The following is an 18,293-nucleotide window of genomic DNA, read 5'->3' on the forward strand; positions in this document are numbered from 1 at the left end:
CGCCAGGGCCACAGCGACCACGCACAGCACCGCCAGCGCGCTGGCCGCAACGATGCCGAGCCCCCAGAATACGAAGCGCAGCAGCCATTTCAGCCAGGCTGGGCGTGCGGGGGGAGGGGTCTTGGCTGGCCCTTTGGGGCGTGAAGTTTCTTGCATGGAGGCCCGGAGAGTCACCGGACATTATAAAAAGCCGCATCTCCGGCGCGATCCGATCTTTGTTACCCCGTGCACTCCTAATCCAAAAGTTACAGAATGCGGCTTTGACGTCAGGTTTTGACAACGATTGTCCGTTTTGGCCCCCCGGGTTGCTTGGTTGCCGCTACGCCTGCTGCTAGAGTGCAACCGTACGCATATTTTTCTATTGGTTACAAATACAGGGGGAGAGGGACCTAACTTGGCTGCTCTTGGATCATTGTTTCGTCGTCAAAACGCCCCCTTGCTTGGGCTGGATGTCAGTTCGTCCAGCGTCAAGCTGGTCGAGCTCGGCCGCGAGGCCAGCGGCAAGCTGGTTCTGGAGCGCTGCGCCATCGAGCCCCTGGAACGCGGCTGGATCACTGACGGTAACGTCGAGAAATTCGACGAGGTGGCCGAGGCCGTCCGGCGCGTCGTGCGCAAGAGCGGCACCAAGACGCGCAACGTGGCGCTTGCGCTGCCGCCGTCGGCCGTGATCACCAAGAAGATCATTCTTCCCGGTGGCATGAGCGAGCAGGAGCTCGAGATTCAGGTCGAGTCCGAAGCCAATCAATACATCCCCTTCTCGCTCGACGAAGTCAGCCTCGACTTCTGCGTGACAGGGCCAAGCACCACGTCCGCCGGTGATGTGGAAGTGCTGATCGCTGCATCCCGCAAGGAGAAGGTCCAGGACCGCGAAGGCCTGGCGGAAGCGGCTGGCCTGAAGGCCATGATCCTCGACGTCGAGTCTTATGCCTCGCGCCTTGCGACCGCGCGCCTGATCGAGCAACTGCCCGGCAAGGGCGTTGATTCGATCGTGGCGCTGTTCGAGGTGGGGGCGTTCACCACCAGCATGCAGGTGTTACGCAATCAGGAAGTGCTGTACGACCGGGATCAGGCTTTCGGTGGCGCCCAGCTGACCCAACTGATCGTCCGGCAGTATGGTTTTTCCGCCGAGGAAGCCGAAGCCAAGAAACGCAGCGGCGACCTGCCCGACGACTACGGCTCGGGCGTGCTCAAGCCTTTCGTGGAAAGCATTGCGCAGGAAATCGCTCGCGCACTGCAATTCTTCTTCACGAGCACGCCGCACAACCGCGTCGACTATGTGTTGCTGGCCGGCGGTTCGTCGTCGTTGCCAGGACTGACCAGCGCCGTGACGCGTCAGACCTCGTTCGCCTGCTCGCTGGTCAATCCGTTCGACGGCATGGATTTCGGGCCGGGCATTCGCGAGAAGAAGGTTCGGCGCGAGGCGCCTTCCTATCTGACCTCTTGCGGTCTGGCCATGCGGAGGTTCCTGCAGTGATCCTGATCAACCTGCTTCCGCACCGCGAAGCTGCACGCAAGCGGCGTCGCGAAGCTTTCTATGGAACTTTGGGCGGCGCTGCGCTGCTGGGCGCCCTGATCGCCGGCCTTGGCTACCTCTGGTTCGAGGCACAGATTTCGGCCCAGCAATCGAAGAACGGCTTCCTGCAGGCCGAGATCAAGAAGCTTGAGGTCGAGATCAAGGAGATTTCGACGCTGCAGGACGAAATTGCGGCTCTGCGCGCACGCCAACAGGCGGTCGAAGACCTGCAGGGCGATCGCAACCTGCCTGTGCATTTGCTCAATGAACTGGTCCGGCAACTGCCTGATGGTGTGTACCTGACCAGCATGAAGCAGGACAACCAGACCGTCACGCTGCAAGGCATGGCGCAGTCGAACGAGCGCGTCTCGGAGCTGCTGCGCAATCTGGGCAACAACAGCCCTTGGCTGGTGAAACCGGAGCTGGTCGAAATCACTTCCACGCTGGTGAGTTTGAGTCAGCGCGATCAACGCCGCGTAGCGAATTTCACGATGCGCATCGGCCTGAAACGGCCGACCGATGCCCAGAAAGCGGCTGCCGAGAAGGCATTGACCGCGGCGGCGCAATCCAAGGGGTAATCGATCATGGCAAGCAATCGCCCCTCCCAAAAAGTAGACGTCGGCGCCGCACTGCGGGGCTTCGGCGACCAGTTTCGCGGGCTCAATCCGAACGATCCGTCGATGTGGCCGGTGGTGCCGCGCTACGCCTTGTGCCTGGCCGTCACCGCGCTGGTGCTGGTGGCGCTGTGGTTCGTCTGGCTCACCAATTCCAACGACGCACTCGAAAGCGAGCGCGCCAAGGAAGTGACGCTCAAGGCCGACTACCAGAAGAAGGTCGCGCAGGCGGCCAATCTCGATCTGCTGAAGAAGCAGCGCGAGCAGGTGCAGCAGTACGTGACCTTGCTCGAGAAGCAACTGCCCAGCAAGGCCGAAATGGACGCGCTGCTCTCGGACATCAACCAGGCCGGGCTTGGTCGCAGCCTCCAGTTCGAACTGTTCCGGCCGGGCCAGGTGTCGGTCAAGGACTATTACGCCGAGCTTCCGATTGCCGTTCGCGTCACGGGGCGGTATCACGACATGGGCGCTTTTGCCGCCGATGTGGCCAGCCTCTCGCGCATCGTGACGCTCAACAACGTGACGATCACACCGCAAAAGGACAAGGACGTGCTGACGATGGATGCCACCGCGCGCACCTTCCGCTATCTCGATGAAGACGAGCGGGCCGCCCAGAAACGCGCTTCGGCGCCAAAGGCGAAGAAATGAGGGCGGCAAGCAAAGTTCTGTGGCTGGTGCTGGCCACGCTGGGCCTGAGCGCCTGCGATTCCGGGCAGGAAGACCTGCAACGCTGGATGGTCGAGCAGCGCGCCCAGGTGAAGCCTTCGGTGCCGCCGATTGCCGAGCCCAAGAAATTCATGCCCCAGGCCTATACCGAAGGCTCGTCCTTCGAGCCTTTCAACATGCTGAAACTGACGCAGGCACTGCGTCGCGAATCGAATCAGCCGAGCACTTCCGAGCTGATTGCCCCCGAGTTGGCACGCCGCAAGGAATCGCTCGAGGCCTTCCCGCTCGATTCGATGGCCATGGTCGGCAGCATGAACCGCAACGGCCAGCCGGTGGCGCTGGTCCGTGTCGACAAGCTGCTCTACAAGGTGCGCGTCGGCGAATACCTGGGACTCAATTACGGGCGCATTACCCGTATCAACGAAACCGAAGTCGCCTTGCGTGAAATCGTGCAAGACGCTGCCGGTGAATGGATCGAACGCGTGGCGACATTGCAGCTGCAAGAGAGTGCGAAATGAACCAAAAAAAATCAACGATGGCACAGTGGCTGCGCGCCGCCGGGCTGGGTCTGCTGGCCTTCGGTGCACTTGCCGTCGCCCATGCGCAAAATGCGATCGAGGCTGTGACCAGCTCGACCCAATCCGGCGCCGAGGTGATCCGGATCGATCTTGCGCAGCCGCTCACGGTGGCGCCGGCCGGCTTCGCCGTCCAGACGCCAGCGCGGATCGCGCTCGATTTTCCGGGTGTGACGAATGCCATCGGGCGCTCGGCCATTGAAGTGAACCAGGGCAACCTGCGCTCGGTCAACGTGGTGCAGGCCGGCGAGCGAAGCCGGGTGGTGCTGAACCTCAAGCAGGCCACGGCGTACAAGACGGAGATCCAGGGCAAGTCGCTGCTGGTCATCCTCGAGCCCGTGGCGGGTGCGGCGCTTGCCGCATCCTCGGGCACTGTCTTTGCAGAAAACCGCAATCGCGACACATTGCCCCTGCGCGACGTTGACTTCCGTCTCGGGTCCGACAGCACGGGCCGCGTCATCGTCGATCTGCCGAACAACCAGGTCGGTGTCGATGTCAAGCAACAGGGCAAGAACCTCGTGGTGGAGTTCACCAAGTCGACGCTGCCCGAGGGCCTGCGCCGCCGCCTCGACGTGGCCGACTTCGGTACGCCGGTTCAATTGATCACGTCGCAACAGTCGGGTGACCGCGTTCGCATGACGATCGAGGCCAAGGGCGACTGGGAGCACAGCGCCTACCAGAGCGAAAACCAGTTCGTGGTGGAAGTCCGGGCCCGCAAGGTCGACCCGACCAAGCTCACGCAAGGTGTCGGCTACAACGGCGAGAAGCTCTCGCTCAACTTCCAGAACATCGAGATCCGCTCGCTGCTGCAGGTGATTGCCGACTTCACGAACTTCAACATCGTGACCTCGGACTCGGTGACTGGTTCGTTGACGCTGCGGCTGAAGGACGTGCCCTGGGACCAGGCGCTCGACATCATCATGCAGGCGAAGAACCTCGGCATGCGCAAGAACGGCAGCGTGCTGTGGATTGCGCCCAAGGATGAAATCAATGCCAAGGAAAAGCTCGAATTCGAGGCCAAGGCGGCGATCGAGAACCTGGAGCCGCTGCGCACGCAATCGTTCCAGCTCAACTACACCAAGGCCATTGCCATTGCACAAGGGCTGACGGGTACGGGCGCTGGCGGTGGTGGTGGCGGTGGCGGTGGCACGACCACCCGCATCCTGAGCCCCCGCGGCAGCGTGATCGCCGAGTCGCGCACCAACCAGTTGTTCGTTTCGGACATCCCGTCGCGCCTGGCACAAGTGGCCGACCTGATCCAGAAGCTGGACATCCCGGTTCGTCAGGTGCTGATCGAGGCCCGCATCGTCGAGGCGTCCGATACGTTCGGCAAGTCGCTCGGTGTGCGGCTGGGCGGCGGTATCGCCGGAGAGCGCTTTGCCTCGTCGTCAGGGAACCGCGCCTTTGGCAACGTGGGCATGATGCCTACCGTGACCGCAGGCACCAATGGCGGCGCGAACACGGCGACCACCACCTGGACCAACTCCAACTTCATCAACCTGCCCGCAGGCGATGCAGGCGGCACGGGCAACGCAGCCGGCAACTTCGCGATCTCGCTCTTCAATTCGAGCTTCTCGCGCATGCTGAACCTCGAAATCTCGGCACTCGAAGCCGACGGCAAGGGCAAGCTGGTTTCCAGCCCCCGGGTCATCACCGCCGACCAGACCAAGGCGCTGATCGAGCAGGGCGAAGAAATTCCCTACCAGCAGGCGACTTCCAGCGGTGCAACCTCCATCTCGTTCCGCAAGGCGGTGCTGAAGCTGGAAGTCACCCCGCAGATCACGCCCGAAGGCAACATCATCCTGACCCTGGACGTGAGCAAGGATGCCCGCGGCGTCAACACGTCGGCAGGTCCGGCCATCAACACCAAGCATGTGCAGACCGAAGTGCTGGTCGAGAACGGCGGCACGGTCGTCATCGGTGGTATCTTCGAACTTACCGAAACCAATGACGAGTCGCGCGTGCCGGTGCTGGGTGAAGTGCCCTACCTGGGTGCACTGTTCCGCAAGCGCGAACGCGTTGCAAACAAGACCGAAATGCTCGTCTTTATCACTCCGAAGATGATTACCGACCGCAACGCCGCGCGCTGACGCGCGGGCGTAGCAGCCACCGCGTGGCGGTCGCACTCGTCGGCTTGCCCGGCGCCGGAAAATCCGCAGTGGGCCGGCGCCTGGGTATGCGGCTGGACCTTCCTTTCATCGACACCGATCACGTGATCGAGCAGCGCATCGGCTGCTCGATCCGCGATTACTTCGAGCGGGAGGGTGAAACGGTCTTCCGGGATCTCGAGCAGACGGTCATTGCCGACCTTGCCGCGAACGCCCAGGGCGTGCTGGCCACCGGTGGTGGCGCCGTACTGCGGGAAGCCAATCGCCGCCAACTGCGCGATCACTTCCACGTGATCTACCTGCGCTCCTCGCCCGAAGACCTGTTCCGGCGCCTGCGCCACGATGTCAAAAGGCCCCTTTTGCAGGTGGCCGACCCGTTGGGCCGGCTCCGCGAGCTGCATGACGCGCGCGACCCGCTCTACCGCGAGACGGCCCATGACGTGGTCGACACCGGCCGCCCCTCGATCGCCATGCTGGTGAACATCATCGTGATGCAACTCGAACTCGCCGGCATCGTCGCGCCGGGCTCCCGGCCCGAAGATCCCTCCGCCTGAGCCGGCCCAGGCCGCAGCGCCTAAACTCGCTGCCATGCCATTGCCCGTACTTTCCGCACCGCCAGAACGCGTCGACATCCAGCTTGGCGATCGCAGCTACCCGATCCTGATCGGCGCCGGCCTGCTGGACGATCCCCAGAGCTTTGCCGCGACGCCTGCGGCGGCCAGTGCGTTGATCGTCAGCAACACCACGGTCGCCCCGCTCTATGCCAAGGCCCTGCGCGCCGCGCTGGTGAAGCGCTTCCGCACCGTGCACCTCCTCGAGCTGCCCGACGGCGAAGTGCACAAGAACCTGCAGACCCTGAACCTGATCTTCGATGCGCTGCTCGGCCACGGCAGTGACCGAAAGACCGTGCTGTTCGCCCTGGGCGGCGGCGTGGTGGGCGACATGACCGGTTTCGCCGCCGCCAGCTACATGCGCGGCGTGCCTTTCGTCCAGGTGCCGACCACATTGCTGGCGCAGGTCGATTCGTCGGTCGGCGGCAAGACGGCCATCAACCACCCGCTCGGCAAGAACATGATCGGCGCGTTCTACCAGCCGCAGCTCGTGGTCTGCGACCTGGGTACWTTGCAGACGCTGCCGCCGCGCGAACTCAGCGCGGGCCTGGCCGAGGTGATCAAGTACGGCCCGATCCACGACATGGGCTTCTTCGACTGGATCGAGACGAACATCGATGCACTGGTCGCCCGCGATCCGGCCGCCCTGGCCTATGCCGTCAAGCGCAGCTGCGAGATCAAGGCCCTGGTGGTCGGCCAGGACGAACGCGAGACGGGATTGCGCGCGATCCTCAATTTCGGCCACACCTTCGGCCATGCGATCGAATCGGGCCTCGGCTACGGYGAATGGCTGCACGGTGAAGCGGTCGGCTGCGGCATGGTCATGGCGGCGCATCTGTCGCAGCGGCTTGGAGGCGTCGACGCAGCCTTTGTGGCGCGGCTCACGCGCCTCATCGAACGCGCCGGCCTGCCGATCGTCGGGCCGGCGCTGGGCGCCGAACGCTACCTGGAGCTGATGCGCGTCGACAAGAAGTCGGAAGCCGGCGAGATCCGTTTCGTGGTGATCGACAAGCCCGGTTCCGCCGCGGTCAGCAGCGCGCCGGATGCGCTGGTGCGCGAGGTGCTCGCGCAGTGCTGCGCGGGATGAGCGCAGCGCTGGGCCGCCCCGAGCAAGCGCGCACCGCAGCGCCAGGCGCGGAGGTCCGCTCATGAATCTCGCGGCCTATGCCTGCCACCCCGCGCAGTCGCGCGGACGCCGTCATGCCGAGCCGCCCGCGCCCACGCGCGATGCCTTCCAGCGCGACCGCGACCGCATCGTGCATTCCACGGCTTTTCGCCGGCTGGTCTACAAGACCCAGGTCTTCCTGAACCATGAAGGCGACCTGTTCCGTACGCGGCTTACGCATTCGCTCGAGGTCGCCCAGCTGGGCCGGTCGATCGCGCGTGCCCTGCGCCTCAACGAAGACCTGGTCGAGGCGATTGCCCTGGCGCACGACCTGGGCCACACACCCTTCGGCCATGCGGGGCAGGACGCGCTCAATGCCTGCATGGCCGACCATGGCGGCTTCGAGCACAACCTGCAGAGCCTGCGCGTGGTGGATGCCCTGGAGCACCGCTATCCGCAGTACGACGGCCTGAACCTCAGCTTCGAGACCCGCGAGGGCATCCTCAAGCATTGCTCGCGCGCGAACGCGGAGCGCCTGGAGGCGGCCGAGCCGAATGGCGTGGCCCGGCGTTTCCTGGACCGCACGCAGCCGGGCCTCGAAGCGCAGCTCTGCAACTTGGCCGATGCGATCGCCTACAACGCGCACGACATCGACGACGGCGTGCGTTCGGGGCTGATCGGCATCGAACAACTCGCCGAAGTGGAACTGTTCGAGCGCTACCGCCGCGAGGCGATGGCCGAACATCCCCAACTGCAGGACCGGCGCGTCCTCTACGAGACCATCCGGCGCATGCTGAGCGCCCAGGTCTACGACGTGATCGATGCCACGCGCGCCGCGCTCCAGGCGGTGGTGCCCACCGACGCGGACGGCGTGCGCAGCGCCCCGCCCATCGTCGCCTTCAGCGAAACCATGAAGGCGCAGTCGGACGAGCTCAAGCGGTTCCTGTTCCGCAACCTCTATCGGCATCCGCAGGTGACGCAGACCACCGACCAGGCGCAGCAGGTGGTGCGGGAGCTGTTCGAGGCCTACCTCGAGCGCGGCGCCGAAATGCCCGACTCCTATGCCCAGCGTCACGACCGGCAACGGGCCGTGGCCGACTACATCGCCGGCATGACCGATCGTTTTGCGATGCGCGAGCATGAGCGGCTGACCGGCCGGCGGGGCATCGCATGAGTTCGAATCCGTCTCCGCGCGTTCCTGCCGCCGCCTTCGCCGTCCTGCTGGGCGGTGTCAGTGCCGCATTGCACCTGGGCAAGCTGCCGCCTGCCGTACCGGCCTTGCAGGCCTCGCTCGGCATCGGACTGGTCGAAGCGGGGTTCCTGCTGTCGCTGGTGCAGGTGGCGAGCATGACGCTGGGTCTGGTGGCCGGGCTTGCGGCCGACACCATCGGCTTGCGCCGCAGCATGCTGACCGGGCTCCTGGTGCTGACGGCGGCCAGCCTGCTCGGCGGCGCCGTCGGCGCGGGCCTTTTCGGCGACGAACATGCGGTGCGGTGGCTGCTGGTCCTGCGCGCTGTCGAAGGCATCGGCTTTCTGCTGGCGGTGATGCCCGGACCCGGACTGATCCGCGCATTGACCCCGTCGGGCGCGGACAAGGCCGCGCTGGGCTTGTGGGGCGCCTACATGCCGCTCGGCGTGGCCCTCGCATTGCTGCTGGGGCCTGCCCTGATCGCCTGGGGCGGATGGGCCGACTGGTGGTGGACGCTGTCGGGCGTGTCGGCCGCCGCGGCGCTCTGGCTGTGGTCGGCTGTGCCGGCAGATCGGATTCGTTCCAGGGCGGTGGGTAGCGTGACTGGGGGATGGTTGTCGCGCCTGCGCGCCACCATCGGCGCGCGCGCGCCCTGGCTGATCGCGCTGACCTTTGCCGTGTACTCGGCCCAGTGGATGGCGGTGATCGGTTTCCTGCCGGCCATCTATGCGGGTGCGGGCGTGCCAGCCGGCTGGAATGCCGTGCTCACCGCGCTCGCGGCCGCGATGAACATCGTCGGCAACATCGCGGGCGGCCGCTGGCTGCAGCGCGGCGTGGCACCCGAACGCTTGCTGCAATTGGGTTTTCTGACGATGGCGCTGGGCGGCCTGGCCGCCTTTGCGCAAATGGGGCAGGGCACCGATGCCCTGGGCCTGCCCCCCGTGCTTCGCTATATCGCGGTCTGCGCCTTCTCGCTTGGTGGGGGCATGGTGCCGGCCACCCTGTTTCTGCTCGGCGTTCGGCTGGCGCCCGGCCCCACCACTGTCTCCACCACGGTCGGGCTCATGCAGCAGGCCTCTTCGCTGGGGCAGTTCCTGGCGCCGCCCGCAGTGGCGTGGGTCGCGAATCGCGTCGGCGGCTGGCACTGGACCTGGACGGCCACGCTGGCCTGCTCGCTGGCCGGCATGGCGGTCGCACGGCACCTCGGGCGAATACGCCCTGTGGCGGAGGTGGCATGACCGGCGCGGCGACAATCGAAGCCATTCAGGCTGAAGCCGATACCCGACGCTGGCTCGAGCGCGCGGTGATCGGACTCAACCTCTGCCCGTTCGCCAAGGCGGTGCATGTGAAGGCACAGATCCACTTTGCCGTGCACCTGCCCGCCGAAGACACCGCGTTGATCGAAATGCTCCTTGCCGAGGCCAACGAACTCGCCGCGCTCGATGCCTCCGTGCGCGACACCACATTGCTGATAGCACCCAACACCTTGGCTGATTTTCTGGATTTCAACGACTTCACGGCCTGTGCCGAACGCAAGCTCGCTCGCGCGGGCTTCGACGGCGTGTTCCAGCTGGCGAGCTTTCATCCGCAGTTCCAGTTCGGCGGCACCGAGCCGGACGACATCACGAACGCGACCAATCGCGCACCGTATCCCACGCTGCACCTGCTGCGCGAGGACAGCGTGAGCCGTGCGGTCGAGGCCTTTCCCGACGCCGAGGCGATCTTCGAACGCAACATCGAGACGCTGGAGGCGCTGGGCCCGGCGGGCTGGGCCGCGCTCGACGTGGGTCCCGGGAGTGCCCGATCATGAATGCACATGCGGCCAAGGCCCTGAAGACGAACAAGGCGGCCAAGGCCGACGCGGAGCTGGCCGAAGTCCTGCGCCCGGGCCAGTCCATCGAGCTGCTCAAGGAGCTGCACATCCTCACGCGCGAGGGCCGGCTCAACCAGGACTCGCGGCGCAAGCTCAAACAGGTCTACCACCTGTTTCAGTTCATCGAGCAACTGCTGCGTGAACTGCCGGGCGAGGGCGCCGAGGCCACGCTGGCCGACCATGGTGCAGGCAAGTCCTACCTCGGCTTCATCATCTACGACCTGTTCTTCCGCGGGCGCCAGGGCGGCCACGTCTATGGCATCGAGACGCGCAGCGAGCTGGTCGAGCGCTCGCGGGCGCTGGCGCAGCAACTGGGCTTCGGCCGCATGTCGTTCCTGAATCTCACCGTGGCCGAATCGGCGCAGGCGAGCGAATTGCCGGCGCAGATCGATGTCGTCACCGCGCTGCATGCCTGCGACACCGCCACGGACGATGCCATCGCCTTCGGCCTCGCGAAGAAGGCGCGCTGCATGGTGCTGGTGCCTTGCTGCCAGGCGGAGGTGGCCGCGTGCCTGCGCGAAACCAAGGCGCTGGCCCTGTCGCGCACGCCGCTCGCCGAACTCTGGCGCCATCCGCTGCACACGCGGGAAATCGGCAGCCAGCTCACCAACGTGCTGCGCTGCCTTTACCTCGAAGCCAATGGCTACAGCGTCACGGTGACCGAGCTGGTGGGCTGGGAGCACAGCATGAAGAACGAGCTGATCCTGGCGCGCTACACCGGGCAGCGCAAGGCGGGCGCGGCGACGCGGTTGGGCGAGCTGCTCTCCCAGTTCGGGCTCGATGCGCTGGGCGATACGCGGTTTCGCCTGAACTGAGTCCCAAGTGGCCGCGCCCGCCGGCGGATGCGCGGCTTAGGATAGGCGCCTGCGCGTCACTTCACACCATGGCCCGTCTACCCCGTCTCACGCTGGCCGACATGCCGCACCATGTGATCCAGCGCGGCAACAACCGCCAGCCGATCTTTGTCGATCGCGCGGACCACGAGCGCCTGCTCGGCCTGTTGGCCGACAACGCTGCGCGCTTCGGCATTGCGCTGCACGCCTACGTGCTGATGGACAACCATTTCCACCTGCTGGCCACGCCCGACAGCACAACGGGCCTGCCGCAGTTCATGCAGTCGGTGGGGCGCAGCTATGTGCGCTACTTCAACGACCGCCATGGCCGCAGCGGCACCCTGTGGGAGGGGCGCTACAGGTCGACGCTGATCCAGACGGATCGCTACCTGATGACCTGCATGGCCTACATCGACCTCAATCCCGTGCGCGCCGGCATGGTGGCCGACGCGCGCGACTACCCGTGGTCCAGCCATGGGCACTACGCCGGCTTGCGGCACGACAAGCTGCTGACGCCGCATCCGTTGTACTGGGAGCTCGGCAACACGCCGTTCGCGCGCGAGGCTGCGTATGTCGAGTTGGTGCGCTCCGGGGTGCGGGCGGCCGATCAGTCGGCACTGACCGAGGCCACCTTGAGGGGCTGGGCGGCGGGTGATGTGGATTTTCTGGACTCGTTGCAAAAATCGACTGAACGCCGTGTGGTCAAAGCCAAGGCTGGACGACCCCCCTCCGGTTCCAATTCCTGAACTGAAAAAAGCTGCCTGCCCGATATGTCGGCTGCATCTTTTGCTATCCTTTTTAATATGTCCCCAATTTAATTCCGATCATAAAACTCGGGATTTAATGAGAATCTGACCCCTATTAAAGTGTTTGGCATTCTTTGTGCATCGCAATATGCTCCCTTTCCCTGCGAAAACTGAAGGAGTGCGCCATGACGACGGCTGCCGAGATCGAATATCTTCAAAAACACGGTCTGTATTCCGGTGCCGATGAGCACGACGCCTGCGGCGTCGGCTTCGTGGCGCACATCAAGGGCGAGAAGAGCCATGCCATCGTGCTGCAGGGCCTGAAGATCCTCGAAAACCTTGACCATCGCGGCGCAGTGGGCGCTGACAAGCTGATGGGCGACGGCGCCGGCATCCTGATCCAGCTGCCCGATCACCTCTACCGCGAGGAGATGGCCAAGCAGGGCGTCGCGCTTCCGCCCCCCGGTGAATACGGCGTCGGCATGATCTTCCTGCCGAAGGAGCATGCCTCCCGCGAAGCCTGCGAGCAGGAAATGGAACGTGCCATCAAGGCCGAAGGCCAGGTGCTGCTGGGCTGGCGCGACGTGCCGGTCAACCGCGACATGCCCATGTCGCCCACCGTCCGCGCCAAGGAGCCGCTGCTGCGCCAGGTCTTCATCGGCCGCGGCAACGACGTGATCGTGCAGGACGCGCTGGAGCGCAAGCTCTATGTGATCCGCAAGACCGCCAGCGCCAACATCCAGCGCCTGAAGCTCAAGCACAGCAAGGAATACTACGTTCCGAGCATGTCGAGCCGCACCGTGGTCTACAAGGGCCTGCTGCTCGCCGATCAAGTTGGCACCTACTACCTCGATCTGCAGGACAAGCGCTGCGTTTCGGCCCTGGGCCTGGTGCACCAGCGCTTCTCGACCAACACCTTCCCCGAGTGGCCGCTGGCCCACCCGTACCGCTATGTCGCCCACAACGGCGAAATCAACACGGTCAAGGGCAACTACAACTGGATGAAGGCGCGCGAAGGCGTGATGTCGTCGCCCGTGCTCGGCGCCGACCTGCAGAAGCTCTACCCGATCAGCTTCGCCGGACAGTCCGACACCGCCACCTTCGACAACTGCCTCGAGCTGCTGACGATGGCCGGCTACCCGATCAGCCAGGCCGTGATGATGATGATTCCCGAGCCCTGGGAGCAGCACGCCACCATGGACCCGCGTCGCCGCGCGTTCTATGAATACCACGCCGCCATGCTCGAACCGTGGGACGGCCCGGCTTCGATCGTGTTCACCGACGGCCGCCAGATCGGCGCCACGCTCGACCGCAACGGCCTGCGTCCCTCGCGCTACTGCGTGACCGACGACGACCTCGTCATCATGGCGTCGGAATCGGGCGTGCTGCCCGTGCCCGAGCAGAAGATCGTGCGCAAGTGGCGCCTGCAGCCCGGCAAGATGTTCCTGATCGACCTGGAGCAGGGCCGCATGATCGACGACGAGGAGGTCAAGGCCACCCTCGCCAACAGCAAGCCCTACAAGCAGTGGATCGAGAACCTGCGCATCAAGCTCGACAGCGTCAAGGCCGAGCCGGTCTCCGCGCCGCTCAGCCAGGTTGCGCTGCTCGACCGCCAGCAGGCCTTCGGCTACACCCAGGAAGACATCAAGTTCCTGATGAGTCCGATGGCGCAGGCCGGCGAAGAGGGCATCGGCTCGATGGGCAACGACAGCCCGCTGGCCGTGCTCTCCAACAAGAACAAGCCGCTCTACAACTACTTCAAGCAGTTGTTCGCGCAAGTGACCAACCCGCCGATCGACCCGATCCGCGAGGCGATCGTGATGTCGCTGGTGTCCTTCATCGGGCCCAAGCCCAACCTGCTGGACATCAACCAGGTCAACCCGCCGATGCGGCTCGAAGTGAGCCAGCCGATTCTCGACTTCGCCGACATGGCGAAGCTGCGCGACATCGGCAAGTACACGCAGGGCAAGTTCAAGAGCTACGCGCTCGACATCACCTATCCGCTCGCCTGGGGCGACGAGGGCGTCGAAGCCAAGCTGGCGTCGCTGTGCGCCGAAGCGGTGGACGCCATCAAGGGCGGCCACAACATCCTGATCGTGAGCGACCGCGGCGTGAGCCCGACGCAAGTCGCGATCCCCGCCGTGCTGGCGCTGTCGGCCGTTCACCAGTACCTGGTGCGTGAAGGCCTGCGCACCACGGCCGGCCTCGTGGTCGAAACCGGCTCGGCCCGCGAAGTGCATCACTTCGGCGTGCTGGCAGGCTACGGCGCGGAAGCCGTGCACCCCTACCTCGCGATGGAGACGCTGGCGGCCATGCACGCCGACCTGCCGGGCGACCTGAGCGCCGACAAGGCGGTCTACAACTACGTCAAGGCCATCGGCAAGGGTCTGTCGAAGATCATGTCGAAGATGGGTGTCAGCACCTACATGAGCTACTGCGGCGCCCAACTGTTCGAGGCCATCGGCCTCAACACCGAGACCGTGAACAAGTACTTCACCGGCACCGCCAGCCGCGTCGAGGGCATCGGCGTCTTCGAGATCGCGGAGGAAGCCATCCGCATGCACAAGGCCGCGTTCGGCGACGACCCGGTGCTGGCCCACATGCTCGACGCCGGCGGCGAATACGCCTGGCGCACGCGCGGCGAAGAGCACATGTGGACGCCCGATGCCATCGCCAAGCTGCAGCACAGCACGCGCGCCAACAACTGGAACACGTACAAGGAATACGCGCAGCTCATCAACGACCAGAACCGCCGTCACCTCACGCTGCGCGGCCTGTTCGAGTTCAAGATCGATCAGGCCAAGGCCATTCCGGTCGACGAGGTCGAAGCGGCTTCCGAAATCGTGAAGCGCTTCGCCACCGGCGCCATGTCGCTCGGCTCGATCAGCACCGAGGCGCACGCCACGCTCGCGATTGCCATGAACCGCATTGGCGGCAAGAGCAACACGGGCGAAGGCGGTGAAGACCCCGCGCGCTACCGCAACGAACTGAAGGGCATCCCGATCAAGCAGGGTGACACGCTCAAGAGCGTGATCGGCACGGCCAACGTCGAAGTCGACCTGCCGCTCAAGGACGGCGACTCGCTGCGTTCGCGCATCAAGCAGGTCGCGTCGGGCCGCTTCGGCGTCACCGCCGAGTACCTGCACTCGGCCGACCAGATCCAGATCAAGATGGCGCAGGGCGCCAAGCCGGGCGAGGGCGGCCAGCTCCCGGGCGGCAAGGTCACCGAGTACATCGGCAAGCAGCGCTATGCGGTGCCGGGCGTGGGCCTCATTTCGCCCCCGCCGCACCACGACATCTATTCGATCGAAGACCTGGCCCAGCTGATCCACGACCTGAAGAACGCCGCGCCGCACGCGAGCATCAGCGTCAAGCTTGTGAGCGAAATCGGTGTCGGCACCATCGCGGCCGGCGTCGCCAAGTGCAAGAGCGACCACGTGGTGATCGCGGGTCATGACGGCGGCACGGGCGCATCGCCCTGGTCGTCGATCAAGCACGCGGGCAGCCCGTGGGAAATCGGCCTGGCCGAGACGCAGCAGACGCTGGTGCTCAACCGCCTGCGCAGCCGCATCCGCGTGCAGGCCGACGGCCAGATGAAGACCGGCCGCGACGTCGCCATCGGCGCGCTGCTGGGCGCCGACGAGTTCGGCTTCGCCACCGCGCCGCTGGTGGTCGAGGGCTGCATCATGATGCGCAAGTGCCACCTCAACACCTGCCCGGTGGGCGTGGCCACGCAGGACCCGGTGCTGCGCAAGAAGTTCTCGGGCAAGCCCGAGCACGTCGTCAACTACTTCTTCTTCGTTGCGGAAGAAGTGCGCCAGATCATGGCCCAGCTCGGCATCCGCAAGTTCGACGACCTGATCGGCCGCGCCGACCTGCTCGACACGCGCAAGGGCATCGAGCACTGGAAGGCCGCGGGCCTCGATTTCAGCCGTCTGTTCGCGCTGCCGAACGTGCCGGCCGACGTGGCGCGCTTCCATGTCGAGAACCAGGACCATGGCCTCGAGCGCGCGCTCGACGTGAAGCTCATCGAGAAGTCGCGTCCCGCCATCGACAAGGGCGAGAAGGTGCAGTTCATCGAGGTGGCGCGCAACGTCAACCGTTCGGTGGGCGCCATGCTGTCGGGCGCACTGACCAAGGTGCATCCGCAAGGCCTGCCCGACGACTCGATCCGCATCCAGCTCGAAGGCACGGGCGGCCAGTCGTTCGGCGCCTTCCTGGCACGCGGCATCACGCTCTACCTGATCGGCGACGCCAACGACTACACCGGCAAGGGCCTGTCGGGTGGCCGCGTTGTGGTGCGTCCGAGCCTCGACTTCCGCGGCGAAGCCGTTCGCAACACCATCGTCGGCAACACGGCGTTGTATGGCGCGACCACCGGCGAGGCTTACCTCTGCGGCGTGGCCGGCGAACGTTTCGCGGTGCGCCTGTCGGGCGCGACGGCRGTCATCGAAGGCACCGGCGACCACGGCTGCGAATACATGACCGGCGGCACCGTGGCTGTGCTCGGCAAGACGGGCCGCAACTTCGCGGCCGGCATGAGCGGCGGTGTCGCCTTCGTCTACGACGAAGACGGCCAGTTCGCCACGCGCTGCAACCTCTCGATGGTGTCGCTCGACAAGGTGCTGACCTCGGCCGAGCAGATTGCGAGCGTGCATCGCAAGATCTGGCACGGGGGCGAAACCGACGAGGCCCAGCTCAAGAAGCTGCTCGAAGAGCACCACCGCTGGACCGGCAGCAAGCGCGCGCGCGAACTGCTCGACACCTGGGCCGTGTCGCGCACCAAGTTCGTCAAGGTGTTCCCGAACGAATACAAGCGCGCCCTCGCCGAACTGCACGACCGCAAGGTCGAGCTGACGAGCAGCGGCAACAACGCGCACGTGGGCCTCGAGCCGCACGCGCTGGCGCCCGCACCGCAGACCGCGCCGGCTTCGGTCTGAGCGCCCACGAGAACGCAGAGAGAACAAAGGAAAGCACGATGGGAAAGATCACCGGCTTCATGGAGCATGAGCGCATTGAAGAGKGCTACAAGCCGATCGAAGAGCGCGTCAAGCACTACAAGGAATTCGTCGTCGGCCTGACGCCCGAGCAGGCCAAGGTGCAGGGCGCGCGCTGCATGGACTGCGGCACGCCGTTCTGCAACAGCGGCTGCCCGGTCAACAACATCATTCCGGACTTCAACGACCTCGTGTACCGCAACGACTGGCAGAACGCCTTCGCGGTGCTCGACTCGACCAACAACTTCCCGGAGTTCACCGGCCGCATCTGTCCCGCGCCTTGCGAGGCAGCCTGCGTGCTCAACGTGAACGACGACGCGATCGGCATCAAGTCGATCGAGCACGCGATCATCGACCGCGCCTGGGACGAAGGCTGGGTGGCGCCGCGCGTTGCCAAGCACAAGACCGGCAAGAAGGTGGCCGTGGTGGGTTCGGGCCCGGCCGGCATGGCGGCTGCGCAGCAGCTCGCGCGCGCCGGCCACGACGTGACGCTGTTCGAGAAGAACGACCGCATCGGCGGCCTGCTGCGCTACGGCATCCCCGACTTCAAGATGGAGAAGACCCACATCGACCGCCGCGTCGAGCAGATGAAGGCCGAGGGCGTCACCTTCCGCACGGGCGTGATCGTCGGTGCCGCGAAGGATCCGCTGGGCAAGGGCTCCAAGGTCACCAACCTGGCCAAGGAAATCGTCACGCCGGAACAGCTTCAGAAGGAATTCGACGCCGTGCTGCTCACGGGCGGTGCCGAGCAATCGCGCGACCTGCCGGTGCCCGGCCGCGATCTCGACGGCATTCACTTCGCCATGGAATTCCTGCCCCAGCAGAACCGTGTCAACGCGGGCGACAAGGTCAAGGGCCAACTGCGCGCCGACGGCAAGCACGTGATCGTCATCGGCGGCGGCGACACCGGCTCCGACTGCGTGGGCACCAGCAATCGCCATGGCGCAATCAGCGTCACGCAGTTCGAACTGATGCCGCAGCCGCCCGAGGAAGAGAACCGCCCGCTGACCTGGCCCTACTGGCCGATCAAGCTGCGCACCAGCTCCAGCCATGAGGAAGGCTGCGAGCGCGAGTTCGCGATCTCCACCAAGGAGTTCATCGGCGAAAAGGGCAAGGTCACTGGCCTCAAGACCGTGCGCGTCGAGTGGAAAGACGGCCGCATGCAGGAAGTGGCCGGCAGCGAGCAGATCCTCAAGGCCGACCTCGTGCTGCTGGCGATGGGCTTCGTGAGCCCGGTGGCCAACATCCTCGATGCCTTCGGCGTCGAAAAGGATGCGCGCGGCAACGCCAAGGCAACGGTCGATTTCATCGGCGGCTATGCCACGAACGTGCCGAAGGTGTTCGCAGCGGGTGACATCCGCCGCGGCCAGTCGTTGGTGGTATGGGCCATTCGCGAAGGCCGCCAGGCCGCGCGCTCGGTGGATGAATTCCTGATGGGATTCAGCGATTTGCCGCGCTGAATT

Annotated in this window: 14 protein-coding genes; all 14 read left to right on the plus strand. The window is 65.3% G+C overall.

The window, feature by feature from the left end:
• Window positions 1–394 precede the first annotated feature (394 nt).
• The 14 genes from AC1DXX_RS10610 (at window position 395) to AC1DXX_RS10675 (ending at window position 18,290) form a co-directional block, all read left to right on the plus strand.
• Window positions 395–1,474 (plus strand): pilus assembly protein PilM, encoded by a 1,080-nt coding sequence (locus AC1DXX_RS10610; protein ID WP_478134143.1) that lies wholly within the window; start codon window positions 395–397, stop codon window positions 1,472–1,474.
• Window positions 1,471–2,091, plus strand: coding sequence for a PilN domain-containing protein (locus AC1DXX_RS10615; RefSeq protein WP_478134144.1), 621 nt, complete (start codon window positions 1,471–1,473; stop codon window positions 2,089–2,091). Before AC1DXX_RS10610 ends, AC1DXX_RS10615 begins: the two co-directional genes overlap by 4 nt.
• A gap of 6 nt (window positions 2,092–2,097) precedes the next feature.
• Window positions 2,098–2,775: a type IV pilus inner membrane component PilO gene (locus AC1DXX_RS10620; protein WP_478134145.1), complete on the plus strand. Its 678-nt coding sequence runs from the start codon at window positions 2,098–2,100 to the stop codon at window positions 2,773–2,775.
• Window positions 2,772–3,311: a pilus assembly protein PilP gene (locus tag AC1DXX_RS10625; protein ID WP_478134146.1), complete on the plus strand. Its 540-nt coding sequence runs from the start codon at window positions 2,772–2,774 to the stop codon at window positions 3,309–3,311. The genes AC1DXX_RS10620 and AC1DXX_RS10625 overlap by 4 nt, the downstream gene beginning before the upstream one ends.
• Window positions 3,308–5,458, plus strand: a complete 2,151-nt coding sequence (locus AC1DXX_RS10630; RefSeq protein WP_478134147.1) for a type IV pilus secretin PilQ — start codon at window positions 3,308–3,310, stop codon at window positions 5,456–5,458. Before AC1DXX_RS10625 ends, AC1DXX_RS10630 begins: the two co-directional genes overlap by 4 nt.
• Before the next feature lie 23 nt (window positions 5,459–5,481).
• Entirely contained in the window at window positions 5,482–6,030 is a 549-nt protein-coding gene (locus AC1DXX_RS10635) for a shikimate kinase (RefSeq protein WP_478134148.1), read from the plus strand.
• A gap of 34 nt (window positions 6,031–6,064) precedes the next feature.
• Window positions 6,065–7,174 (plus strand): 3-dehydroquinate synthase, encoded by a 1,110-nt coding sequence (gene aroB, locus AC1DXX_RS10640; RefSeq protein WP_478134149.1) that lies wholly within the window; start codon window positions 6,065–6,067, stop codon window positions 7,172–7,174.
• Window positions 7,175–7,235: 61 nt separating this feature from the next.
• Window positions 7,236–8,366 carry a deoxyguanosinetriphosphate triphosphohydrolase gene (locus AC1DXX_RS10645; RefSeq protein ID WP_478134150.1) on the plus strand — a complete coding sequence of 377 codons (1,131 nt, stop codon included), beginning with the start codon at window positions 7,236–7,238 and terminating at the stop codon, window positions 8,364–8,366.
• Window positions 8,363–9,619, plus strand: coding sequence for an MFS transporter (locus AC1DXX_RS10650; RefSeq protein WP_478134151.1), 1,257 nt, complete (start codon window positions 8,363–8,365; stop codon window positions 9,617–9,619). Before AC1DXX_RS10645 ends, AC1DXX_RS10650 begins: the two co-directional genes overlap by 4 nt.
• On the plus strand, window positions 9,616–10,191 hold the full coding sequence (locus AC1DXX_RS10655; RefSeq protein ID WP_478134152.1) for a DUF1415 domain-containing protein: 576 nt from the start codon (window positions 9,616–9,618) through the stop codon (window positions 10,189–10,191). The genes AC1DXX_RS10650 and AC1DXX_RS10655 overlap by 4 nt, the downstream gene beginning before the upstream one ends.
• Window positions 10,188–11,069: a class I SAM-dependent methyltransferase gene (locus tag AC1DXX_RS10660; RefSeq protein WP_478134153.1), complete on the plus strand. Its 882-nt coding sequence runs from the start codon at window positions 10,188–10,190 to the stop codon at window positions 11,067–11,069. The genes AC1DXX_RS10655 and AC1DXX_RS10660 overlap by 4 nt, the downstream gene beginning before the upstream one ends.
• 68 nt (window positions 11,070–11,137) lie before the next feature.
• Window positions 11,138–11,833, plus strand: a complete 696-nt coding sequence (locus AC1DXX_RS10665; RefSeq protein ID WP_478134154.1) for a transposase — start codon at window positions 11,138–11,140, stop codon at window positions 11,831–11,833.
• A 185-nt stretch (window positions 11,834–12,018) separates the two neighbouring features.
• Window positions 12,019–16,773: a glutamate synthase-related protein gene (locus tag AC1DXX_RS10670; RefSeq protein ID WP_478134155.1), complete on the plus strand. Its 4,755-nt coding sequence runs from the start codon at window positions 12,019–12,021 to the stop codon at window positions 16,771–16,773.
• A gap of 38 nt (window positions 16,774–16,811) precedes the next feature.
• Window positions 16,812–18,290 (plus strand): glutamate synthase subunit beta, encoded by a 1,479-nt coding sequence (locus AC1DXX_RS10675; RefSeq protein WP_478134156.1) that lies wholly within the window; start codon window positions 16,812–16,814, stop codon window positions 18,288–18,290.
• Window positions 18,291–18,293 lie beyond the last annotated feature (3 nt).

This window comes from Variovorax sp. P4_B10, assembly GCF_056402375.1.